This window comes from Mesorhizobium sp. M1406, assembly GCF_040317555.1.
Taxonomy (GTDB): domain Bacteria; phylum Pseudomonadota; class Alphaproteobacteria; order Rhizobiales; family Rhizobiaceae; genus Mesorhizobium.
In genome coordinates this window covers 1-20,989 of record NZ_JAMYKW010000041.1, presented here as the reverse complement: position 1 = coordinate 20,989, position 20,989 = coordinate 1, and the positions used below count along the sequence as shown (strand labels likewise).

The following is a 20,989-nucleotide window of genomic DNA, read 5'->3' as shown; positions in this document are numbered from 1 at the left end:
GCGAGGCGCTTAAGCCAGGCGAGGCGGCGGCTCACGCCTCGCCGTGCCCCGCTATCATCATCGCCTCCAGCGCCAGCCGGTCGACCTTGCGCATGCGCTCGGAGTCGGACTTGAGCTGGCCGCAGGCGGCGAGGATGTCGCGGCCGCGCGGCGTGCGGATCGGCGAGGCATAGCCGGCATTGTTGATGTAGTCGGCGAATTTCTCGATCGTCTCCCAGTCCGAGCACTGGTAGTTGGTGCCCGGCCACGGGTTGAACGGGATCAGGTTGATCTTGGCCGGAATGCCCTTGAGCAGCTTGATCAGGCCCTTGGCGTCCTCGATGGAATCGTTGACGTCCTTCAGCATCACATATTCGAAGGTGATGCGCTTGGCGTTCGACAGGCCGGGGTAGGCGCGGCAGGCGGCGATCAGGTCCCTCAGCGGATACTTCTTGTTGATCGGCACCAGGAGGTCGCGCAGATCGTCATTGGTGGCGTGCAGCGAGATCGCCAGCATGACGCCGATCTCCTCGCCGGTGCGGAAAATTTCCGGCACGACGCCGGAGGTCGAGAGCGTGATGCGCCGCTTGGACAGCGACAGGCCATCGCCGTCGGAGGCGATCAGCAGGGCCTTCTTCACCGCTTCGAAATTGTAGAGCGGCTCGCCCATGCCCATCATCACGACGTTGGAGACTTTACGGCCCTCGGCGGGCACGATGGCGCCGTCGGGCGTGTCGCGGTCGGGAAAATCGCCGAGCCGGTCGCGGGCGGTGAGCAACTGGGAGAGGATTTCCTCGGCGGTCAGATTGCGCACCAGCTTCTGCGTGCCGGTGTGGCAGAACGAGCAGGTCAGCGTGCAGCCGACCTGCGAGGAGATGCAGAGCGTGCCGCGGCCTTCCTCGGGAATATAGACGGTCTCGATCTCGACCGGCCGGCCGGCACCGCGCGGCGGAAAGCGGAACAGCCATTTGCGCGTGCCGTCCGAAGAAATCTGTTCCTCGACGATCTCGGGCCTGGCGATGGTGAAGTGCTTGTCCAGTTCGGCGCGCAAATCCTTGGAGATGTTGAACATGCCGGCAAAGTCGGAGACACCGCGCACATACATCCAGTGCCAGAGCTGCTGGGCCCTCATCTTGGCTTGGCGCTCCGGCACGGTGCCCGAAGCGACGAGAGCCTCGCCGAGCTCAGCGCGCGTCAGGCCGATCAGCGACAGCTTTTCGGGCGGCGCTGTACGGGCACGCAACGCGTCACGGGCGCCTTCGGTGGTGAGGTCGAATGAAAGGGTCATGGTTGCACTGATATAAGCGGTTTGCGGCCGATTTCACGCATCGTGCCCGACATGAAGCGCGGCGCATAGCACAGGTTGGAGGCAGAGTCATGCGGTGGGAATGCAAACCATGGATGCCGGCCGACGGTCCGCCATGGCGATCTGGCAACCTTGTCCTGTCCCTCCCACTGCACGGGGAGCGATCACATCATCGTGTTTGCGTAACGATTCCCATCGCGCCGTCGAAATCCGAAGGGGGCAACTATGCCTCTACAAAATGGGAGTACGCAGAATGAACTCTATCAAGCTAGCCCTCATTGCCGGCCTCGTCGGTGTTTCCGCCTCGCAGGCATTTGCCGAAGACGCGATGGGCACAATGACCATGATGAAGGGTGGAGAAGTGATGGCGATCATGCCGGACGGGCATATGGGCACCATGATGCCGGATGCAAAGACGAGCGCCGAGATGATGAAGATGGCAAAGCCAATCAAGCACTGCATGATGATGATGACTGACGCCAAGGGCAAAGCCTTCATGATCGATACGTCGACCAAGAAAGCTCAGGCCGAATGTGAAAAAATGGCCATGTAAGACTGAACCCGTCAAGATCGAGATCCGCCGGCACACGCCGGCGGGTCATTCCGATACGGGTCCAACTCCCCGCCGGGCCTTTTGATCCCGTTACCATCATTTGACCGGTGCGGTCCGGCGGCGAAGGGCCACGCTGGAATCAAACGCAATGCCCGGCCTCCGGGTGGCGAACTTCGCTATTGCGCCATAGACTATCGGGGTGGGCGCCAGCCTATTTGCACTTGGCGATCGATGTCAGCGCCGCCGAAATGCCCTTCAGCGAGAAGACATAGGAGGTCGGGTTGCCGCGGCCGGACTTCGCCGTCACCTTCATGTCGGTGCCAGTCTTCATGGCGGCGATCAGCACCGGTTCCTCGGCGGCGTTCTCGACCCAGGCCGACTTGCCGCGCGTGAACATCGAGAACGACTTCTTGTCGATGGTGACGGTGGCCTTGGAGCCTTCCTGGAAATTGTAGCCGGCGATGAATTGCGGCTCGTAGGACACTTGCTGGCCGGGCCGCTGGCTGACGAAGAAGAACATGTCGCCATGGTCGAGCGTCGGCGGCTGCTTGTCGGTCGGCACGGTCAGGACATAGCAGACCTTGCCGCCCGATGCCTGGTAGCTGTAGGTGCCCCAGGCATTGTGCTGGCCGATCTTGGTCGCCGACTGCGCCAATGCCGGCGCTGCCGTGGCGACCAGGACCAGGCTCGAAACTATAGCAATCAATCCGCGCATCGTTTTTCCCGTATTCCAAAGGTGCGGCGGCAGGCCGGCTCGGCGTCCTGCCCGTCGCTTCATTTTGATTTAATCTGGGTTACCAAACGGTGAATTTCCTTTGAGAAAGGAACCCCACCCCGAGGAAACCGCCGCCATTTCGCGCGCCGCCGCCTTGCGAGCGGGTGGCGCGACGTCCCTTTGGTGACTTGGAGGCCACGAAAGCGGCAAGAGTTTGACTTTTCAAACCAGCTCCCGCAGCCATCCTGGCTTCCGAAACACGTGACGAATTTCCCTCCAAGCGGTAGGATGCCTGCGTTCGCATCCAAGGCGCTCGGCCCGGGCACCTCATTGGTGGCGTATGGGAGATTTCGGTTATGGCCATTTCCGAGACGGTCCTGATCCTGGCGGGCGGCACTGTCGTCTTGTTGATCGTGTTCGGCATTCGTGTTGCCATGCGGGCGATGGCCGGCGGCGCTGCGGCGGTGCCGCGATCGGATGGCGGGGAGGCTGCAGGCGGATCGGGCGCGCCCGACGTGGCTGGGGTCATCGCGCTGCCGCCTTTGATCTTTCTCGGCTTCCTGGCGGCGGCAGCGGTCCTCGAGGCCGTCGTTCCACTCCCGACTCTGGCTGTGCAGTCGCCCGTCCGCTATCTGGGCGGAGCCGTGCTCGCGGCGTGCGGCTTCGGTATCATCTTCATGGCGGCGGGGCGCTTTCACGCCGCTGGCACCAATATTCCACCGACCCTGCCGACGACGGCGCTGGTCGTCGACGGCATCTACCGGCGAACCAGGAATCCGTTTTATCTGGGAACGACCCTCGTCTACTTGGGCCTAGGCGTCGCGGCGGGAAGTTTTTGGGCCATCGCGCTGATCGTCCCGCTGCTGTGGGTGATCAATACCGGCGTCATTGCGCGGGAAGAGCACTATCTGGAGCGGAAATTCGGCGATGCGTATGGTGCCTACAAGGCGCGGGTGCGGCGGTGGATTTGATCGGCCGCAACCGCCCGAGTCTCGTGCCACTCTTTGCCCCGCGCCGGCTCAGCCCTTGTCGGCGATGGCGTCCTTGGCGGCCTGCCGGTGCGCCGGGGTGATGTGGGCACTGACGGCGGTGATCGCGGCGGTGAGCACGGCGATGTCGTCGGTGAAGCCAAGCCCGAGGACGAAGTCGGGGATGACATCCACCGGCAGCACGAAATAGCCGAGCGCGGCCAGCAGAATGCCCTTGGCGCGCAGCGGCGTGTTCTTGTCCATGGCGCAGTAATAGGACGCCACGACCTCTTCCATGAAGGGGATCTGCCGCGCGGCCTTCTTGACTGTCCGCCAGAATTTCTCGCGCACTTCGTTCTCGTCACCGAGCTTGCCGCCAAAGCCGAAGAAATCAAAACCGGATTGTCGCGCCATCAGTGTCTCCTAGGGCTCATGCGCAACCCGGCGCATGCCGCGAGGCAAAATGTGGTGAAAGGCGACCCCTACTGCAAGATACCGGCGCCGATTTGGGTTTGCCGCCGTATCGTGGACGTCGCAACGCCCTGGGCGACAGCGGGCGTCAGCCGCCGGCAAAGCGGTTCATCTTCTTGGCCAGATCGATATCGAGTGCGGTCACACCGCCGGCATCGTGGGTGTTCAGCGTCACGTCGACGGTCTTGTAGACATTCGACCAGTCTGGATGATGGTCCATCTTCTCGGCGGCGAGCGCGACGCGGGTCATGAAGGCGAAAGCCTCGGAGAAATTCGCGAAGGTGAATGTGCGCTTGATGGAGGCGCCATCCGCCGCCGGTGCCCAGCCTTCGAGCCCGACCAACGCCGCGGCGATTGCGTCCTTGCCCAGTTTTTCTCTCGTCATGTCAGCTTCCCGTGCTATTTCGGCTGAGAGACTGTTTGGAACCCTAGCGAGTTTCGAAACCGTCTCTGGAGTCCCTCACCATAGCGTCGGATCGATGAGCGCGAAGCCCATAAATTCCATTCTTTTCGTCTGCCTCGGCAACATCTGCCGGTCGCCACTGGCGGAGGGCGTCTTTCGTGCCGTGCTGGCGGAGCGTGGGTTGGGCAGGAATATGCTCCTCGATTCAGCCGCCACCAGCGGCTGGGAAGTCGGCGCGGCGCCCGATCCACGCTCGATCGCGGTTGCGGAGCGTCACGGCATCGACATTTCCCGACAGAGAGCGCGCAAAGTCACGCCGGAGGATTTCTCCCGCTTCGACCTGATCCTCGGCATGGACCGGTCGAATGTCGCCGACCTGAGAGCGCTGGCGCCGGCGGCCATGCGCGACCAGGTGCGGCTGTTTCTGGAATTTGCCCACGGCAAGGCAGGTGACGTGCCGGATCCCTACTATGATGGCGCAGGAGCCTTCGCTTCGGTCTACCGCATGATCCGCGAGGCGTCGGAGGCGCTGGCGACAAGGCTGGAAGCGCGGGCGTCCGTGCCCGACAGCGGCCAGGCTTCCTCGACGATGTAGGGGCCGCCGCCGACCGAATCGCGCGACGACATCAGCACGAAACGGCCGATGCGGAACGGCAGCGTCGAGAAATTGCCGCGCGCCGACAGATATTGGGCGACGTCCAGCGGGGTCGAATTGCGCAGCCTTGCAAGTGTGACATGCGGCATGAACTTGCGCGGGTCGGCGGGGATGCCGAGCCGCTGGCAGATGCGGTCGATCTCGCCCTGAAGGGCGGCAAGATCGGGCGAGGCGGAAGCGCCCGCCCACACTGCGTGCGGTTTCTTCTGGCCGAAAGCACCGACACCGGACAGGGCCAGCGAAAAGGAAGGTCGGTGGACACGGTCGAGCGCGTTGGCGATCTCGTCGGCGACATGGCCTGGGACATCGCCGATGAAACGCAGCGTCAGATGGTAGTTCTCGACGTCGATCCAGCGGGCGCCGGGCAGGCCGCCCCGCAGCAGGGACAGCGAAAGGGCGGCGTCACGCGGTATTTCGAGGGCGGTGAAAAGACGCGGCATGAAAAGCCTCCCTTCCTCGAATCGAACTGTACCCCTAGCGAATCATCGATAGTCAAACGGGGCAAGAGGTTTGTTGGTCACAGTCCTTGCTAAAAAGTTTCCCCAACGGAAACAGCTCCAGTTCCGGCTTACGAACCGCCCGGCACCGCCGCGATGGCCTTCTCGACGGTGGGCAGGATGCGTTCGACAATCTGATCGACGCCTTGCGGGCTCGGATGCAGGCCGTCCTCGAGCTGCATGCCGGGCCGGCCGGCGACGCCGTCGAGAAAGAACGGATAGAGCGCAACGTCGTATTTGTCGGCCAGGTCCGGAAATATGGCGTCGAAAGCGTTCTGGTAGTCGGCGCCGAGATTGGGGGCGGCGCGCATGCCGGCCAGAAGCACGGCGATCTTGCGCTGTTTCAGCCTGCCCAGCATCTCGTCCAGGTTCTTTTTGGTGATGTCGGGCGAAACGCCGCGCAGCATGTCGTTGGCGCCGAGTTCGAGGATGACCAGTTGCGTGCCGTCCGGCACCGACCAGTCGAGCCGCGCCAGGCCGCCGCTCGTCGTGTCGCCGGAGACGCCGGCATTGGCGACGGTCACATCATGGCCCTTGGCGGCAAGCGCTGCCTGCAGCCTGTCGGTAAAGCCCTGGTCCGGCCCGAGGCCGAAACCCGCCGTCAGACTGTCACCGAAACCGACGATCTTGAACGGCTCGGCACGCGCCGACGAAATGGCGCCGCAAATGGCGAGGAAAACGATCAAGCCTGCGGCAATACTGCGTTTGAAAGACATGCGGCAGGCCCCATATGAGCAAGGAATTCTTCCGGCGACGGCTTCCGGCAAGCAGAGCCTTCATCCTCCATATAGGACGCTTTCATTTTGACAGAAGCCGTCATTGCGCTGAAAGATGTATCGCTGACCCTTGGCGAGGGGGCTTCATTGGTCCATGTGCTGAAGGACGTCAGCCTCGATGTGGCGGCCGGCGAAGCGACCGGCATCATCGGGCCCTCGGGCTCCGGCAAGTCGACATTGCTGATGGTTCTGGCAGGCCTGGAAAGGGTCGATTCGGGTACGGTCCGAATCGCCGGCGAGTTGCTCAACGGCAAAAGCGAGGACCAGATTGCTTCGTTTCGTGGCCGAAACATTGGCATCGTGTTTCAATCGTTCCATCTCATTCCCAACATGACGGCGCTCGAAAATGTCGCGGTGCCGCTGGAGCTGGCTGGCCATGCCGATCCGTTTTCGGTTGCGGCGCGCGAGCTGGCGGCGGTTGGCCTCAATGACCGCGTCACTCATTATCCCGGCGAATTGTCGGGGGGCGAGCAGCAGCGCGTGGCGATCGCCCGCGCACTGGCGCCGTCGCCGCGCATTCTGATCGCCGACGAGCCGACCGGCAATCTAGACCAGGCGACGGGGCGGCAAGTCGCCGATCTTCTGTTCGCCAAGGCTGCCGAACGCGGCATGACGCTGGTGCTGGTCACCCATGACCCGGCCCTTGCGGCGCGCTGTTCGCGCCAGGTTTCGATGCGGTCGGGCCGGATCGAGGCGCCGGCGTCCGTCAAGGTGACGGCCTGATGCCGTTGTCGCGGATGCTGAGGCTCGCGGTTCGCTTCTCGCTGCGCGAGATGCGCGGCGGCCTGTCCGGCTTCCTGATCTTCCTCGCCTGCATCGCGCTCGGCGTCGCGGCGATCGGCGGCGTCAACTCGGTGGCGCGTTCCATCAACGCCGGTGTCGCCAATCAGGGCCAGACGCTGCTGGGCGGCGATCTCCGCTTCCAGGTCAACCAGCGCGATGCCAGCCAGGCCGAACGCGGTTTCCTCGACGAGCTGGGCGCCGTTTCGCGCACCGCCAGCATGCGCTCGATGGCGCGTCTCGCCGACGGATCCGACCAGGCGCTGGTCGAGGCCAAGGCGGTCGACGATGCCTATCCGCTCTACGGCGCGCTGGACACCGAGCCGGTACTGTCGAAGCAGGAGCTGTTCGGCGAAGAGTTCGGCGTTTTCGGCGCCGCGGCTCCCGATTTGCTGTTCGAGCGGCTGCATCTCAGGATCGGCGACAGGCTGAAGCTCGGCACCGCCACCTTCGAACTGCGCGCCAGGCTGGTCACCGAACCGGATGCCGTCTCCGAGGGATTCGGCTTCGCGCCAAGGCTGATGATCTCGACCGAAGGGCTGGGGGCCACCGGACTGATCCAGCCGGGCAGCCTGGTCGAGAATGCCTACAGGATCCGCTTGCCGGCAGACGCCGACGAGGCAAGGCTGAAGGCCATCCAGGATCAGGCGGCCAAGGATTTTCCCGAAGCCGGCTGGTCGATCCGCACGCGCAGCAATGCGGCCCCGGCGCTGTCGTCCAACATCGAACGCTTCTCGCAGTTTCTGACCCTGGTCGGGCTGACGGCGCTGGTGGTCGGCGGCGTCGGCGTTGCCAATGCTGTTCGCGCCTATCTCGACGGCAAGCGCGGCGTCATCGCCACCTTCAAGAGCCTGGGCGCTTCTGGCGGCTTCGTCTTTACCGTCTATCTGGTGCAGATCCTGATCATTGCCGCGCTCGGCATCGTGCTCGGACTGGTGCTGGGCGCGCTGATGCCGTTCGTGGCGAGCGCTGCCCTTCATCAGGTCATCCCGGTACCGGCGGAAGGCGGCTTCTATCCCGGCGCGCTCGGCATGGCGGCGCTGTTCGGCCTGCTGGTGACGCTGGCCTTCGCGCTGCTGCCGCTCGGCCGCGCCCGCGACGTGCCGGCCACCGCGCTGTTTCGCGAGATGGGGCTGGAGGGGCGCGGCTTTCCGCGCGCGGTCTATGTCGCGGCGGCCATCGGAATCGCACTGCTGCTGGCGGTGCTGGCAATTCTATCCTCGGGCGACCAGCGCATCGCCTCGATCTTCGTCGGCGCCACCATCTTCGCCTTCCTGGTGCTGCGCCTTGTCGGCGCGCTGGTGCAATGGGCGGCCAGGAAGAGCCCGCGCGTGCGCTTCGTGGCGCTGCGGCTCGCCATCGGCAACATCCACCGGCCAGGCGCGCTGACGCCGTCGGTTGTGCTGTCGCTGGGACTTGGGCTGACGCTGCTGGTGACGCTGGCGCTGATCGACGGCAATCTCAGGCGGCAGATCTCCGGCAGCCTGCCGGAACGGGCGCCGAACTTCTTCTTCGTCGACATCCAGAGCAGCGATGTCGATTCCTTCTCCGCGCTGATCGGCAAGGAGGCACCGCAGGGAACGCTGGCCAAGGTGCCGATGCTGCGCGGCCGGGTGATGGCGCTGAACGGCGTCGATGTCGGCAAGGTGAAAGTGCCGGCGCAAGGCGCCTGGGTGCTGAAGGGCGATCGCGGCTTGACCTACGACGCCAGGCAGCCGGAAAACGCGACGCTGACCGAGGGCAGCTGGTGGCCGAACAACTATAGCGGCGAGCCGCTGGTCTCGTTCTCGGCCGTGGAAGGCAAGGAGATCGGGCTGAAGCTCGGCGACACCATCACCGTGAATGTGCTCGGGCGCAATGTCACGGCCAGGATCGCCAATTTCCGCCAGGTCGAATGGGAGACGATGGGCATCAATTTCGTCATGGTGTTCTCGCCCAACACATTCGCCGGCGCCCCGCATGGCTGGATGGCGACGCTGACCGAAAAGAATGCCTCGACGGCCGACGACGCCCGCATCCTCAACGCCGTCACCCGCGCCTTTCCGGCTGTGACGACGGTGCGGGTCAAGGACGCCCTCGAAATCGTCAACCGGCTGGTCGGGCAGCTCGGCACGGCGATCCGCGCGGCGGCCGGCGTGGCGCTGATCGCTTCGGTGCTTGTGCTGGCCGGCGCGCTTGCCGCGGGCAACCGGGCGCGCATCCATGACGCGGTGGTGCTGAAGACGCTGGGCGCGACACGCAGGACGCTGATATCGGCCTTCTCGCTCGAATACATGCTGATCGGATTGGCCACCGCGATCTTCGCCCTGGCCGCGGGCGGTGCCGCTGCCTGGTTCGTCGTTGCCCGCATCATGACGTTGCCGTCGCATTTCATGCCCGAGGTGGCGGTGGCGACCATTCTGTTTTCGCTGGTGATCACGGTCGGCATTGGCCTCGCAGGTACCTGGCGGGTGCTCGGCCACAAGGCCGCGCCGGTGCTGCGCAACCTGTGATCTCGGGTCCGGAGCGGCCATCCCGGATTAAATCTTGGTAAGAATGCCGTCCGGAAAGCCGAGAAATCGGCACTTCGTTGTCTCACGAATCGTTACATCTGGTTATGGTCTTGTTCTTGACGCGAATAACCATCATATTTCGCCACAGGCATGCTGGAGCCCTGCCAGCGGCGCCTGGGTCCGGATGGACCTGACACCGGACGGGGCAGAAGCAAATAGAGGACTACAATGGCTGATCCCATTCGCAACTACCAGACGCGCGCCGTGCCCGGCGTCGGCGTCGGTGCTGACATCGACCAGGGCCTGCGCGCCTACATGGTCAAGGTCTACAATCTGATGGGGCTTGGCCTCCTCATCACCGGTCTTGCCGCTGTCGGCACGATCATGCTGGCTACCACCACCGATCCGGCTTCGGCTGTCGCGACGCTGCCGAGCGGCGAGATGCTGACCTCCTTCGGCTATGCGATCTTCGGCTCGCCGCTGAAATGGGTAGTGATCTTCGCCCCGCTCGCCGCGGTGATGTTCCTGTCGTTCCGTGTTCAGTCGATGAGCGTTTCGGCGGCGCAGACTACCTTCTGGGTCTATGCCGGCCTTGTCGGCCTGTCGCTGTCGTCGATCTTCCTGGTCTACACCACGGCCAGCATCTCGCAGACCTTCTTCGCCACCGCCGCGGGCTTCGGCGCGCTGTCGCTCTATGGCTACACGACCAAGCGCGACCTGACCGCGATGGGCTCGTTCCTGATCATGGGCGTGTTCGGTCTGATCATCGCAATGATGATCAACATCTTCCTGCAGTCGTCGGCGCTTTCCTTCGCCGTTTCGGCGATCGGCGTGCTGATCTTCGCCGGCCTGACCGCTTATGACACGCAGAAGATCAAGGAGATGTATTTCGTGGGCGACGCTTCGGATGTCGCCGGTCGCAAGGCGATCATGGGCGCGCTGAGGCTCTATCTCGACTTCATCAACCTGTTCATGTTCCTGCTGCAGTTCATGGGCGATCGCCGCTAATCAGTAGCGCTGGACCATCGAGTTCCAGAAGGGCGGCCCAACGGCCGCCCTTTTCTTTTGTGCTGGCCTTTGCTGTTATCGAAGCAGACAAAGGGTTTGCGTAAAGAATGAGCAATATCACGATTCGGCCCGCGACAGCGGCCGACCTCGACCGGATCACGGAAATCTATGCCGACGCGGTGGCGCAAGGCACGGCGAGCTATGAGCTGGAGGCGCCCAGCCGCGCCGAGATGGGCGTCCGATTCGACAGTTTGATGGCCGGCGGCTTTCCCTATCTGGTGGCGCAGAAGGACGGCGCCGTGCTCGGCTATGCCTATGCCGGTGCCTTCCGGCCACGCCCGGCCTATCGCTTCATCGTCGAGGATTCGGTCTATATCGCGCCCGAGGCCAAGGGCCAGGGCGTCGGGCTCAAGCTGATGCAAAGCCTGATCGAGGCGGTGGAAGCAGCGGGCTTTCGCCAGATCATCGCGGTGATCGGCGATGGCCATGCCGACAGCGCCTCGGTGCGGCTGCACGAGAAACTCGGCTTTCGCCATTCGGGACGCCTTGAAGGCTCCGGCTACAAGCACGGGCGGTGGCTGGACACGGTCTTCATGCAGCTGTCGCTGAATGGCGGAGCATCGGCGCCGCCTGACCCCGAATCGCTGCCGGAGCAGAAGTTCCGCGAGGGCCTTGGAGGGAAATGAACTGAGGAATTGAAGAATTGATGAACTGAAGAATAAAAGAAACAGCGGCTATATATAGTGCTGCGGGCCTTTTCTCCCACTCATCAGTTCTCCAGTTCTCCAGTTCTCCAGTTCTTCAATTCCCCTTCTTCAATTCCCCGCTCAGGCCTCAACCAGCTTCAGCTTGCTGTCGAATATCCCAAGCACGCGGCCGAGTTCCTGGCCGCGCTTCAAGATGCGGCCACCGGCGGCAATGACGGCAAAGGCGCCCTGCTTGCGGGCCAGCTTGGGGTCCTTGACGATCTGGAACAGCGGCACTTCGCTGGTGCGGCGGAACACGGAAAACACAGCGCGGTCGGTGAGATGATCGATGGCGTAGTCACGCCATTCGTTGGCGGCGACCATGCGTCCGTAGAGCCTGAGGATCTGGTCCAGCTCACGCCGGTCGAACCGCACCGGCTGATCGAGGCGCTCGCGTCGCGCCTCGTGCAGCGGGATCAATATTGCGGATGCGTCCCCATCCCCCATCCCGCCGCTGTCATCGGTCATGCCTCGATCCTTCAAAATGAATCTTTGCCACCCAAAGTTGGCGTGTTCGCGGCTGAATTGCAAGACCCGGCGAAGCAGGGCGGTGCCGCGCTGTTTTCGCAACGTCCAGTCACTTTTATGAAACGCCTTGTTGGAATTGGTGATGCTTCGCCACATTTCTGCCTTTTTTTATCCGCGCTCATGCCCCAATGTCCGACGAATTTACCGGCGTTGCCTGAGACGGTTCGGTCCGGCACCGGCTCGTAAACCCCAAGCCCCCCGCCCACGGGTCTGCGTCGGATCGAACCAACCTCGGCTCTTCCTCGGAAGAACCGGGTGCGACGATCCCAAAACCTAAATGACCGACGTCAGAAGCAAGCTGACGTCGGTTTTTTCATATCTGGGCACTTTCCTTCTCCCCTTGTGGGCCCACAAGGGAGAAGGAAAGTGGCCTCTATGGCTTGTGAATAAACGCAGCGCCAAGAATGGGACCGGGCATGCCGTCCTTGCCGACCGACTGCAGCAGCACGGCACAGCCGCCCTTCTTGGCGATCTCGCTCATCGGCAGTTCGTAGCGCTGTGCCTTGCCGTGCCACATGCCGGCGGTCTGGATGCCGGTGACCGCATTCCAGTAGGTCATCATGCGGCCGGTGTTCTCGCCCTTGCCGATCTTGATCGTCCGCGGCGGGTCGAAATAGACGATGACGACGTGGGCATCGCTGGGGCCGCTGCCGGCATCGCCGGCGTCGATCATGACGCGGTCGCTGGTGCGGCTGACCTTGATGGCGACGCGCATGCCTTCGCCACTCTTGGCCATGCGGGCGAGCGCGCCATCGACCTCGACGCGGCTGGCGCCGTTGACGTGGACGCGGCCGTTGATGACGGCCTGCGGTGTATAGACGGAGCGGCTGCCGAAGGCGCGCATATAGTCATATTGCCGCTCGGTGTTCTCCTTGCGGCTCAGCGTGTCTTGCCAGCCGAGATAGTCCCAGTAGTCGACATGATAGGCGAGCGCGACGATGTCTTCCTTGGCAACGAACTCGGCGAACAACGCATCGGCCGGGGGGCAGGAACTGCAGCCCTGACTGGTGAACAATTCGACCACGCCCAATGGTTTGTCGATCTGAGGCTTGTCAGCTTCGCCGGCATGCCCGGCGCCGGCAAACGCCGAGAGGGCCAGCGCAAGGGCTGCCAGCCACAATGTTTTTCGCGAGGCCATGGTCATTCCGATTCCCGCCGGTGGTGCCGGCTTTGTCTTGATTGCTGAAATATGTGGCAGAACCGGAAGTCAACGGGAAGTCACGTTGCGGTGAAATTTTGCCATTGCGGCCGACAGCAACAGGAAGCTCCGCGCTTCAGGATAGAAACCGATTCGGGCGGCAATCACGATGTGGCAAACCCTTTTGGCGCCGGTCGATCCCTATTGCGAGCGGACGGGGCCGGAATTCTGGTCCGAGCCGGTCAATGCCCTGACGAACCTCGCCTTCATAGCCGCCGGCCTGTGGGGCGTGCGCGAGGTGCGTAGGCTGGGCACCGGAACCTTCGCCGAAGTGCTGGCCTGGTGGGTGGTGGCAATCGGCATCGGTTCGACGATCTTCCATACCTTTGCCGCCAAGGGCACGGTCTGGACCGACGTGCCGCCGATCGCCGGTTTCACGCTCGCCTACACGTTGTTCAACCCGCGCCGTTTCCTCGGCATGCGATGGGGCAAAGGCGATCGCCGAAGACAGGCAGTAGGCAGTAGGCAGTAGGCAGTAGGGGTGTCTATTCCCTACTGCCTAGTCCCTATTCCCTAAGCCGCCAGATCGCGCAGCACGTATTGCAGGATGCCGCCGTTCTTGAAGTAGTCGAGTTCGTCCAGAGTATCGATGCGGCAGATGAGCGGTACGTTCTTCACCGTGCCGTCGCCATAGGTGACCTTGGCGATCATCGTCTGGCGCGGCTTGATGGTGCTCAAGCCATCGATCTCGACCAGTTCGTCACCCCTGAGATTGAGCGAGGCCCAGGACGTGCCATCCTTGAAGACGAAGGGAATAACGCCCATGCCGACCAGATTCGAGCGATGGATACGCTCGAAGGACTGGGCGATGACCGCGCGGACGCCAAGCAGATTGGTTCCCTTGGCCGCCCAGTCGCGCGACGAACCGTTGCCGTATTCGACGCCGGCGAAGATGACCAGCGGCACGCCTTCCTTCTTGTATTCCATCGCCGCGTCGTAGATCGATTCCTCTTCCTTCGACGGGTAGTGGATGGTGTAGCCACCCTCACGGCCGTTCTCGCCCAGCATGTGGTTGCGGATGCGGATGTTGGCGAAGGTGCCGCGCATCATCACCTCATGGTTGCCGCGCCTTGTGCCGTACTGGTTGAAGTCGGCGACGCCGACGCCGTGGTCGGTGAGGTATTTGCCGGCCGGTGAAGCCGCCTTGATCGAGCCCGCCGGCGAGATATGGTCGGTGGTGATCTTGTCGCCGAACAGGCCAAGAACGCGGGCGCCCTTGATGTCGCCGATCGTGCCGAAACCGGCGGTCATGCCGGCGAAATAGGGCGGGTTCTGTACATAGGTCGAGTTGTCGTCCCAGGCATAGGTCTGGCCTTCCGGCGCCTTGACGTTCTGCCAATACTCATCGCCCTTGAAGACGTCGGCATATTTGCGAGCGAACAGCTCGCGGGTGACGTTCTTCTCGATGAACTCCTGGATCTCGGCCGAGCTCGGCCAGATGTCCTTGAGGTAGACCGGCTTGCCGTCCTTGTCCTCGCCGAGTGGCTCCGTCGTGAGATCCTTTGTCACAGTGCCAGCCAGCGCGTGCGCGACGACCAGCGGTGGCGACGCCAGATAGTTGGCCTGCACGTCGGGCGAGACACGGCCTTCGAAGTTGCGGTTGCCGGAGAGCACCGCGGCGGCAATCAGGCCCTTGTCGTTGATGGTCTTGGAGATCGGCGCGGGCAGCGGGCCGGAATTGCCGATACAGGTGGTGCAGCCGAAGCCGACCAGGTTGAAGCCGATCTGGTCGAGTTCCTTCTGCAGGCCGGATTTCTCCAGATATTCGGCGACCACCTGGCTGCCGGGGGCCAGCGAGGTCTTCACCCACGGCTTCTGCTTCAGCCCGAGGCGGTTGGCGTTGCGGGCCAGGAGGCCGGCGCCGATCAGCACGCTCGGGTTCGAGGTGTTGGTGCAGGAGGTGATGGCGGCGATGACGACATCGCCATGGCCGAGATCATGATCGGTGCCTTCGACGGCGTAGCGCTTGTGGATCTCGGCCGCCTTCCTGTATTCGGTCTCCATCGCCTTGGCGAAGCCTTCCGGAATGCCTTCCAGGGCAACGCGTCCTTCAGGCCGCTTGGGGCCGGCCATCGACGGCACGACGGAGCCGAGTTCCAGTTCGAGCTGGTCGGTGAAGACAGGGTCCGCCGAGCCGGTGTCGCGCCACAGGCCCTGCGCCTTGGCATAGGCCTCGACCAACGCGATGCGGTCTTCGCTGCGGCCGGACATTGTGAGGTAGCGGATGGTTTCCGCGTCGACCGGGAAGAAGCCGCAGGTGGCGCCATATTCGGGCGCCATGTTGCCGATGGTGGCGCGGTCGGCCAGCGTCATGTTGGAGAGGCCCGGACCGAAGAACTCGACGAACTTGCCGACGACGCCCTTCTTGCGCAGCATCTGGGTGACGGTGAGCACGAGATCGGTGGCGGTGACGCCTTCTTTCAGCTTGCCGGTGAGGCGGAAGCCGATGACCTCGGGCAAAAGCATGGAGACCGGCTGGCCGAGCATGGCCGCCTCGGCCTCGATACCGCCTACGCCCCAGCCGAGCACGCCAAGGCCGTTGATCATGGTGGTGTGCGAATCGGTGCCGACGCAGGTGTCGGGATAGGCTGTGGTTTCGCCATCCTCGGTGTTGGTCCACACCACCTGGCCGAGATATTCGAGATTGACCTGGTGGCAGATACCGGTGCCGGGCGGCACGACGCGGAAGTTGCGGAACGCCTGCTGCCCCCATTTCAGGAACTTGTAGCGTTCCTCGTTGCGCTCATATTCGAGCTCGACATTGCGAGCGAACGCCATCGGCGTGCCGAATTCGTCGACGATGACGGAATGGTCGATGACGAGGTCGACCGGCACCAGCGGGTTGATCTTCTGCGGATCGCCACCGAGCGAGGCCATGGCGTCGCGCATGGCGGCAAGGTCGACCACGGCCGGAACGCCGGTGAAATCCTGCATCAGCACGCGGGCCGGGCGATAGGCGATCTCGACGCCGGCGGTGCCCTTGTCGGTCAGCCAGCCGGCAACCGCCTGGATGCTCTCCTTGGTGACGGAGCGGCCGTCCTCGTTGCGCAGCAGGTTCTCCAGCAGCACCTTCATCGAATAGGGCAGCTGGGAGATGCCGGTAAGCCCGTTCTTCTCGGCCTCGATGAGGTCGAAATAGGCATATTCCGCGCCGCTTGCGGTCAGCGTGCGGCGGCAATTGAAACTGTCGAGGGATTTTGACACGTGCGATCCTTGTCTGTTCAGCCTGAAAGGGAACGGACGCCGATGGCATGCAATCACGCGCAAAGGTGCGGGTACGGCCATTTCCGCTGTCCGTTCCCAAGCAACCCGAGCCGTTCAAGGCGGCGCGTGCGCTGGTTCGGCGCTAATTCTGTTCCCGCGCCGACCGCTGGCACGGATGCACCGCATATAGAGAATTTTCTGGAATAGTTCTAGACAGTTGGAAAGCAAATTTGTGCGATGCGGCAGCTGCCGCGACACATGGTTTTCAGGGCAGGCGAGGGATGCGGCTGATCGCCGAAAATCTGGGCGGCGAACGCGGCGGCGACACGGTGTTTTCGGGCATCGGCTTTGCCTTGGAGGATGGTCAAGCGCTTGTCGTCACAGGGCCGAATGGGTCGGGCAAATCGACCTTGCTGCGGGTCATCGCCGGGCTGCTTCCGGTGGCGGAAGGCAGCGTGAAGATCGAAGGCGTTATGACGATTGAAGACGGGGGCGAGGCGTTTCCGTCGGTCGCGTCGGCCTGTCATTACCTTGGCCATCAGAATGCAATGAAGCCGGCGCTCAGCGTGGCGGAGAATTTGCACTTCTGGCGCGACTTCAACGGCGATGGGCAGCTCGGCGTCGAAGAGGCGCTTGAAACGGTCGGACTGGGCGGCATCGGCCACCTGCCGTTCGGCTATCTCTCGACAGGGCAGCGGCGGCGATCGGCGATCGCCAAGTTGTTGGTCAGCCATCGGCCGCTGTGGCTGCTCGACGAGCCGACGGCGGGGCTGGACAAGGCTTCGGAGGGGCGGTTCGCGGGGTTGATGACGCGGCATCTCGAAGGCGGAGGGATGATCGTTGCGGCGACGCATCTGCCGCTAGGGATTTCGAGCGCGGCGGAATTGGTGATGGGATAGTGCGGTGATGTTGGCATTCCGTCCCACCCCCCTCTGTCCTGCCGAACAGCTCAAATCATGCTAGCGCTCTTCCTCCGCGACATCCGCCTCAACATCCGTGCCGGCGGCGGCGCGTTGACCGGCGTCATCTTTTTCCTCGCCGTCATCGCCACCATCCCGTTCGGGGTAGGGCCGGATCTCAAGCTGCTTGCCCGCATCGGCCCGGCGATCCTGTGGATCGGCGCGCTGCTGTCTTGCCTGCTTGGGCTCGACCGGCTGTTCCAAGCCGACCGCGAGGACGGCTCGCTCGATCTCTTGGTGCTCGGCAATGACCGACACATGCTGGCCTTGACGGTGCTGACGAAATGCCTGGCGCATTGGGCGGGCAGCGTTTTGCCGCTGGTCATCGCCGCGCCCTTGCTCGGGCTGTTCATGAATATGGAACCACTCGGCATCGGCGCCACGGCGCTGACCCTTCTGGTCGGCACGCCGGCAATCACCTTCATCGGTGCAGCCGGTGCCGCGGTGGCGGTGGCGCTGCCGCGTGGCGGGCTGCTGATCTCGGTGCTGGTACTGCCGCTGACCATTCCGGTGCTGATCTTCGGCGTTTCGGCGAGCTATGGCGCGACGGCCGACCCCGATCCGTTTCTGCAGCCCTTCCTCATTCTTGCCGCGCTGACCCTGTTTCTTGGCGTGCTGGGCCCGGTCTCGGCGGCGCTGGCACTGCGCCACGGAACGGATTGAAGTGGCGGCATGAGCGCGAAGGCTGCGGCGCGGCGACCGATTGCGAAGCAGACGAGGCGAGGCTAAGGGAAGGCATGTTCGAACTGGATGTAATGATCGGTTTGGAAGGTCGCACCTTGGCGGGGGCTGCCGTATGAGCGCGCATGCACTCTACGTGACCGCAGCCTATGGTGTCACCGCCGTGGTGCTGATCGGGCTGATCGGCTGGATCCTGATAGACCAGCGGGCGCGCAAGCGCGAACTCGCCGAGCTTGAAGCGGCCGGCGTGCGACGTCGCTCCGACAAGGCCGCCAAGCCATGAGCACCGAAACGGAAACGCCGCCGCCGCGTCGCCGCCTGTTCGTGCTTTTGCCGCTGCTGATTTTCCTCGGCTTGGCGGGACTGTTCCTGTCGCAGCTGTTGTCGGGGCGCGATGTTTCGGAAGTGCCGTCGGCCCTGATCGGCCTGCCGGCACCGCTGACCAACCTGCCGGCGCTGGAGGGCTTGAACTTGCCAGGGCTCGATTCGAAAGCCTTCGCCGGCAAGGTCACGCTGGTCAATGTCTTTGCGTCGTGGTGCGCGCCGTGCCGCGAAGAGCATCCGGTGCTCTTGGCGCTGTCGCAGGACAAGCGTTTTGTCATGGCGGCGCTGAACTATAAGGACCAGCCGGAAAACGCCCGCCGGTTCCTCGGTGATCTCGGCAACCCGTTCCAGGCGATAGGGGTCGATGAAGCCGGCCGTACGGCGATCGACTGGGGTGTCTACGGCGTGCCGGAAACCTTCGTCATCGGCAAGGACGGCAAGATCGCCTACAAGCATGTCGGCCCACTGACACCCGAGACGGCGAGGGATCTCTTGCTGCCACAGATTGAAAAGGCGCTGGCGGTGCCGGGTTGACGGTCACTCGCTTTCGTCATCCTAGGGCAAAGCAAGGAGCGGAGCGACGCGGCGAAGACCCTAGGATCCATGCCGCGACATTCGCCCGGAAATGCGGCGGTCCGAAACGCGCGCTTTTTAGCGCGAAATCACGGGTCATCGCAAAACAAATTCTGCACCGCTGTGGTGCTCGAAAATCACGGCATGGATACTTGGGTCTTCGCTCCGCTTCGCGTCGCTACGCCCAAGGATGACGAACGTGATAGGTCGACCGAATACTACTCAGCCGTAGATCTGCTTGTGGATCTGGTAGAGCATTTCCGAGCGGTCGGCGCGCATGTCGGCCAGATCGCGGCTGGAAAAGCTGTCGATTTCGGCGACAAGGCGGTTGTAGTGCTTGCGCTTGGCAATGCTGTTGCGAGCGCGGGTCATGAGACTGTCGAGGATCATAGCAAGGTTCCTTTTGGCGCCGCATTTGCGCGGCCGTTATTCCTCCCTTGATCGATACGAAGCATGACATAGTAATGGTGCATTGCAAAAAGAAGATGTTGCAATGCACCATTGCGTCTGGCGCATAGCCGGTTAAGCCCGCTTAACCTGGGTTAAGCCTGCTTAACCCAGGTTAAGAGCCATTAACGCGGCATTCCTCGATCACGTCCGCAGGAGACCGCCGACGATTTCACCGATCGATCTTGCCATATCGATCGCCGGCTGGCTTGATCCGATCTCACCTGATGCCGGGAGGAAAACTATGGCGGCCGCAGACTATTATGAAATTCTCGATCCACGCTTCGCGCGCCTGTTCAACGGCAACGCCCAGGTGGAGAAGCTGTTCACCGGATGCCAGTGGGCGGAAGGACCGGCCTGGTTCGCCGCCGGCCGCTATGTCGTCTGGTCCGACATCCCCAACAACCGCATGCTGCGCTATGACGAGACCGACGGCAATGTCAGCGTCTTCCGGCAGCCATCCGGCAATTCCAATGGCAACACTGTTGACCGGCAGGGCCGGCTGGTCACCTGCGAGCATTCCGGCCGCCGGGTCAGCCGCACCGAGTTCGACGGCTCGGTCACCACCATCGCCGCCAAATGGAAGGGCAAACGGCTGAACTCGCCCAACGACGCGGTGGTGAAGTCGGACGGCTCGATCTGGTTCACCGATCCGAGCTACGGCATCGACACCGACTATGAAGGCGACAAGGCCGAGAGCGAAATCGGCGCCTGCCATGTCTACCGGGTCGATCCCGGCACCGGCGAGGTCGAAGCCGTCATCACCGACATGGTCAGGCCCAATGGGCTGGCCTTCTCGCTCGACGAGAGCAAGCTCTATGTCGTCGACACTGGCCGCACGCACGGTGCGCAGAACCCGGCGCATATGCGGGTGTTCAATGTCGGCAAGGGCGGCAAGAAGGTGTCGGGCGAAAAGGTCTTCGCCGACTGCACCGCCGGCCTGTTCGACGGCTTCCGGCTCGACGAGGACGGACGCATCTGGACCAGTGCCGCCGACGGCATCCATTGCTACGATCCGGACGGCACGCTGATCGGCAAGGTCAAGGTGCCGGAAGTCACCGCCAATTGCGTGTTCGGCGGCAACAAGCTGAATTGCCTCTACATCGCCGGCACCACCTCGCTCTACATGGTGCGGCTGATGGTCAACGGCGCCAAGACCTATTGAGACAAAGCACTGGCGACCGTTCGATAGTTTCGTCGAAGCGGCTCGCGAGCACGAACATCCCCGGGAGGACAAAATGCCATTCGTCAACATCCGCATCGTCAAGGAAGTGATATCAGCCGATCCGGCGGGCAAGAAGGCGGATATCGCCAAGAAGGTCACGGCGGCCATCATGGAGGCCACCGGACTGGGTAACGACGATGTCTGGGTGGTCTTCGAGGAGGTCAACGCGCGCGATTGGTATGTCGGGAAGACGGATGTGGAGACGCTGAGGGGGAAGAAGTAGTTCGAAGACGTGGTGGCCCAGCCCCACGCCTTCGTCATCCTAGGGCGGAGCAGTCGCGAAGCGACGTCGCGGAGACCCTAGGATCCTGCCGCGACTTTCGAGCACGACAACGGTGCAATTCTGTTTGTTGTACGGCTCGCGGAATGTCGGGCTATCTTGCGCCCCTCCTGAACCGCAGCATTCTCCGGCAAAGGTCGCGGCATGGCAACTGTGTTCATGCGAAAGCTTTTTTGTCTCGAATGATGGCGTTTAGGACGACGAGAAGCTTCCTTGCGACG

The 20,989-nt window shown here is 63.1% G+C and carries 23 protein-coding genes and 1 pseudogene; 14 read left to right on the top strand and 10 right to left on the bottom strand.

Annotation, left to right across the window (positions count from 1 at the left end; genetic code table 11):
* Positions 1–31 precede the first annotated feature (31 nt).
* Positions 32–1,267: a dual-specificity RNA methyltransferase RlmN gene (gene rlmN / locus NKH03_RS25450; protein WP_352971348.1), complete on the bottom strand. Its 1,236-nt coding sequence runs from the start codon at positions 1,265–1,267 to the stop codon at positions 32–34.
* Between the two features lie 271 nt (positions 1,268–1,538).
* Here rlmN and NKH03_RS25445 point away from each other — a divergent pair, with 271 nt between their 5' ends.
* Positions 1,539–1,838 (top strand): hypothetical protein, encoded by a 300-nt coding sequence (locus tag NKH03_RS25445; RefSeq protein ID WP_352866402.1) that lies wholly within the window; start codon positions 1,539–1,541, stop codon positions 1,836–1,838.
* A gap of 211 nt (positions 1,839–2,049) precedes the next feature.
* On the opposite strand, the gene NKH03_RS25440 is transcribed toward NKH03_RS25445, so the two are convergent.
* A complete protein-coding gene (locus tag NKH03_RS25440; protein WP_352866399.1) occupies positions 2,050–2,553 on the bottom strand; it encodes an invasion associated locus B family protein in 504 nt (167 codons plus the stop codon).
* 356 nt (positions 2,554–2,909) lie between these two features.
* On the opposite strand from NKH03_RS25440, the gene NKH03_RS25435 reads away from it, so the two are divergent.
* Positions 2,910–3,524: a methyltransferase family protein gene (locus NKH03_RS25435; protein ID WP_352866397.1), complete on the top strand. Its 615-nt coding sequence runs from the start codon at positions 2,910–2,912 to the stop codon at positions 3,522–3,524.
* A gap of 48 nt (positions 3,525–3,572) precedes the next feature.
* Here the strand turns inward: NKH03_RS25435 and NKH03_RS25430 are convergent, their stop codons facing one another.
* Entirely contained in the window at positions 3,573–3,935 is a 363-nt protein-coding gene (locus NKH03_RS25430; RefSeq protein ID WP_352866394.1) for a YkvA family protein, read from the bottom strand.
* Positions 3,936–4,080: 145 nt separating this feature from the next.
* Positions 4,081–4,377, bottom strand: a complete 297-nt coding sequence (locus tag NKH03_RS25425; protein WP_352883022.1) for a 4a-hydroxytetrahydrobiopterin dehydratase — start codon at positions 4,375–4,377, stop codon at positions 4,081–4,083.
* Between the two features lie 94 nt (positions 4,378–4,471).
* Here NKH03_RS25425 and NKH03_RS25420 point away from each other — a divergent pair, with 94 nt between their 5' ends.
* Positions 4,472–4,990, top strand: a complete 519-nt coding sequence (locus NKH03_RS25420; protein WP_352971346.1) for a low molecular weight protein-tyrosine-phosphatase — start codon at positions 4,472–4,474, stop codon at positions 4,988–4,990.
* Here the strand turns inward: NKH03_RS25420 and thpR are convergent.
* The gene (gene thpR / locus NKH03_RS25415) at positions 4,894–5,490 is read right to left on the bottom strand and encodes an RNA 2',3'-cyclic phosphodiesterase (RefSeq protein ID WP_023811312.1); all 597 of its coding nucleotides are present in this window, start codon (positions 5,488–5,490) and stop codon (positions 4,894–4,896) included. The two genes, NKH03_RS25420 and thpR, sit on opposite strands and share 97 nt — an antisense overlap.
* A gap of 128 nt (positions 5,491–5,618) precedes the next feature.
* Positions 5,619–6,263 (bottom strand): arylesterase, encoded by a 645-nt coding sequence (locus tag NKH03_RS25410; protein WP_352971344.1) that lies wholly within the window; start codon positions 6,261–6,263, stop codon positions 5,619–5,621.
* A gap of 87 nt (positions 6,264–6,350) precedes the next feature.
* On the opposite strand from NKH03_RS25410, the gene NKH03_RS25405 reads away from it, so the two are divergent.
* The 4 genes from NKH03_RS25405 to NKH03_RS25390 all read left to right on the top strand — a co-directional run bounded on the left by NKH03_RS25405 (position 6,351) and on the right by NKH03_RS25390 (position 11,289).
* The gene (locus NKH03_RS25405; protein ID WP_352971343.1) at positions 6,351–7,046 is read left to right on the top strand and encodes an ABC transporter ATP-binding protein; all 696 of its coding nucleotides are present in this window, start codon (positions 6,351–6,353) and stop codon (positions 7,044–7,046) included.
* Entirely contained in the window at positions 7,046–9,595 is a 2,550-nt protein-coding gene (locus NKH03_RS25400; RefSeq protein ID WP_352971341.1) for an ABC transporter permease, read from the top strand. Before NKH03_RS25405 ends, NKH03_RS25400 begins: the two co-directional genes overlap by 1 nt.
* Positions 9,596–9,823: 228 nt before the next feature.
* Positions 9,824–10,603, top strand: a complete 780-nt coding sequence (locus tag NKH03_RS25395; RefSeq protein ID WP_352971339.1) for a Bax inhibitor-1/YccA family protein — start codon at positions 9,824–9,826, stop codon at positions 10,601–10,603.
* A 107-nt stretch (positions 10,604–10,710) separates the two neighbouring features.
* Complete coding sequence (locus NKH03_RS25390) at positions 10,711–11,289, top strand: GNAT family N-acetyltransferase (protein WP_352866375.1); 579 nt, start codon at positions 10,711–10,713, stop codon at positions 11,287–11,289.
* Positions 11,290–11,430: 141 nt separating this feature from the next.
* Here the strand turns inward: NKH03_RS25390 and NKH03_RS25385 are convergent, their stop codons facing one another.
* Both NKH03_RS25385 and NKH03_RS25380 read right to left on the bottom strand, forming a co-directional pair.
* Entirely contained in the window at positions 11,431–11,817 is a 387-nt protein-coding gene (locus tag NKH03_RS25385) for a DUF2794 domain-containing protein (protein WP_352883015.1), read from the bottom strand.
* Positions 11,818–12,250: 433 nt separating this feature from the next.
* Positions 12,251–13,021 carry a DUF1223 domain-containing protein gene (locus NKH03_RS25380; protein WP_352866370.1) on the bottom strand — a complete coding sequence of 257 codons (771 nt, stop codon included), beginning with the start codon at positions 13,019–13,021 and terminating at the stop codon, positions 12,251–12,253.
* A 163-nt stretch (positions 13,022–13,184) separates the two neighbouring features.
* On the opposite strand from NKH03_RS25380, the pseudogene NKH03_RS25375 reads away from it, so the two are divergent.
* A pseudogene (locus NKH03_RS25375) lies at positions 13,185–13,508 on the top strand (ceramidase domain-containing protein); the annotation flags it as partial.
* 80 nt (positions 13,509–13,588) lie between these two features.
* Here the strand turns inward: NKH03_RS25375 and acnA are convergent.
* Positions 13,589–16,279, bottom strand: coding sequence for an aconitate hydratase AcnA (gene acnA / locus NKH03_RS25370; RefSeq protein WP_352971337.1), 2,691 nt, complete (start codon positions 16,277–16,279; stop codon positions 13,589–13,591).
* 281 nt (positions 16,280–16,560) lie between these two features.
* Between acnA and ccmA the strand changes: the two genes are divergently transcribed.
* From ccmA to NKH03_RS25350, 4 genes are all read left to right on the top strand, one after another.
* Positions 16,561–17,178, top strand: coding sequence for a heme ABC exporter ATP-binding protein CcmA (ccmA, locus tag NKH03_RS25365; RefSeq protein WP_352971335.1), 618 nt, complete (start codon positions 16,561–16,563; stop codon positions 17,176–17,178).
* Positions 17,179–17,235: 57 nt separating this feature from the next.
* Entirely contained in the window at positions 17,236–17,901 is a 666-nt protein-coding gene (gene ccmB / locus NKH03_RS25360) for a heme exporter protein CcmB (protein WP_352971332.1), read from the top strand.
* Between the two features lie 133 nt (positions 17,902–18,034).
* On the top strand, positions 18,035–18,202 hold the full coding sequence (gene ccmD / locus NKH03_RS25355) for a heme exporter protein CcmD (protein WP_352971330.1): 168 nt from the start codon (positions 18,035–18,037) through the stop codon (positions 18,200–18,202).
* The gene (locus tag NKH03_RS25350; protein WP_352971329.1) at positions 18,199–18,777 is read left to right on the top strand and encodes a DsbE family thiol:disulfide interchange protein; all 579 of its coding nucleotides are present in this window, start codon (positions 18,199–18,201) and stop codon (positions 18,775–18,777) included. The genes ccmD and NKH03_RS25350 overlap by 4 nt, the downstream gene beginning before the upstream one ends.
* Before the next feature lie 261 nt (positions 18,778–19,038).
* On the opposite strand, the gene NKH03_RS25345 is transcribed toward NKH03_RS25350, so the two are convergent.
* On the bottom strand, positions 19,039–19,206 hold the full coding sequence (locus NKH03_RS25345; RefSeq protein WP_013528833.1) for a hypothetical protein: 168 nt from the start codon (positions 19,204–19,206) through the stop codon (positions 19,039–19,041).
* Positions 19,207–19,507: 301 nt separating this feature from the next.
* Between NKH03_RS25345 and NKH03_RS25340 the strand changes: the two genes are divergently transcribed.
* Positions 19,508–20,428 (top strand): SMP-30/gluconolactonase/LRE family protein, encoded by a 921-nt coding sequence (locus tag NKH03_RS25340; protein ID WP_352971327.1) that lies wholly within the window; start codon positions 19,508–19,510, stop codon positions 20,426–20,428.
* Between the two features lie 73 nt (positions 20,429–20,501).
* Positions 20,502–20,711, top strand: coding sequence for a tautomerase family protein (locus NKH03_RS25335; protein ID WP_352866351.1), 210 nt, complete (start codon positions 20,502–20,504; stop codon positions 20,709–20,711).
* The last annotated feature ends 278 nt before the right edge of the window (positions 20,712–20,989 follow it).

Coding starts and splice junctions, on each gene's coding strand:
- NKH03_RS25400 (WP_352971341.1), top strand. CDS start 7,046: ATGCCGTTGTCGCGGATGCTGAGGCTCGCGGTTCGCTTCTCGCTGCGC.
- NKH03_RS25335 (WP_352866351.1), top strand. CDS start 20,502: ATGCCATTCGTCAACATCCGCATCGTCAAGGAAGTGATATCAGCCGAT.
- NKH03_RS25410 (WP_352971344.1), bottom strand. CDS start 6,263: ATGTCTTTCAAACGCAGTATTGCCGCAGGCTTGATCGTTTTCCTCGCC.
- NKH03_RS25385 (WP_352883015.1), bottom strand. CDS start 11,817: ATGACCGATGACAGCGGCGGGATGGGGGATGGGGACGCATCCGCAATA.
- thpR (WP_023811312.1), bottom strand. CDS start 5,490: ATGCCGCGTCTTTTCACCGCCCTCGAAATACCGCGTGACGCCGCCCTT.
- NKH03_RS25390 (WP_352866375.1), top strand. CDS start 10,711: ATGAGCAATATCACGATTCGGCCCGCGACAGCGGCCGACCTCGACCGG.
- NKH03_RS25380 (WP_352866370.1), bottom strand. CDS start 13,021: ATGACCATGGCCTCGCGAAAAACATTGTGGCTGGCAGCCCTTGCGCTG.
- NKH03_RS25340 (WP_352971327.1), top strand. CDS start 19,508: ATGGCGGCCGCAGACTATTATGAAATTCTCGATCCACGCTTCGCGCGC.
- NKH03_RS25430 (WP_352866394.1), bottom strand. CDS start 3,935: ATGGCGCGACAATCCGGTTTTGATTTCTTCGGCTTTGGCGGCAAGCTC.
- ccmD (WP_352971330.1), top strand. CDS start 18,035: ATGAGCGCGCATGCACTCTACGTGACCGCAGCCTATGGTGTCACCGCC.
- NKH03_RS25435 (WP_352866397.1), top strand. CDS start 2,910: ATGGCCATTTCCGAGACGGTCCTGATCCTGGCGGGCGGCACTGTCGTC.
- NKH03_RS25345 (WP_013528833.1), bottom strand. CDS start 19,206: ATGATCCTCGACAGTCTCATGACCCGCGCTCGCAACAGCATTGCCAAG.
- NKH03_RS25420 (WP_352971346.1), top strand. CDS start 4,472: ATGAGCGCGAAGCCCATAAATTCCATTCTTTTCGTCTGCCTCGGCAAC.
- NKH03_RS25350 (WP_352971329.1), top strand. CDS start 18,199: ATGAGCACCGAAACGGAAACGCCGCCGCCGCGTCGCCGCCTGTTCGTG.
- ccmA (WP_352971335.1), top strand. CDS start 16,561: ATGCGGCTGATCGCCGAAAATCTGGGCGGCGAACGCGGCGGCGACACG.
- NKH03_RS25440 (WP_352866399.1), bottom strand. CDS start 2,553: ATGCGCGGATTGATTGCTATAGTTTCGAGCCTGGTCCTGGTCGCCACG.
- rlmN (WP_352971348.1), bottom strand. CDS start 1,267: ATGACCCTTTCATTCGACCTCACCACCGAAGGCGCCCGTGACGCGTTG.
- NKH03_RS25445 (WP_352866402.1), top strand. CDS start 1,539: ATGAACTCTATCAAGCTAGCCCTCATTGCCGGCCTCGTCGGTGTTTCC.
- NKH03_RS25425 (WP_352883022.1), bottom strand. CDS start 4,377: ATGACGAGAGAAAAACTGGGCAAGGACGCAATCGCCGCGGCGTTGGTC.
- ccmB (WP_352971332.1), top strand. CDS start 17,236: ATGCTAGCGCTCTTCCTCCGCGACATCCGCCTCAACATCCGTGCCGGC.
- NKH03_RS25395 (WP_352971339.1), top strand. CDS start 9,824: ATGGCTGATCCCATTCGCAACTACCAGACGCGCGCCGTGCCCGGCGTC.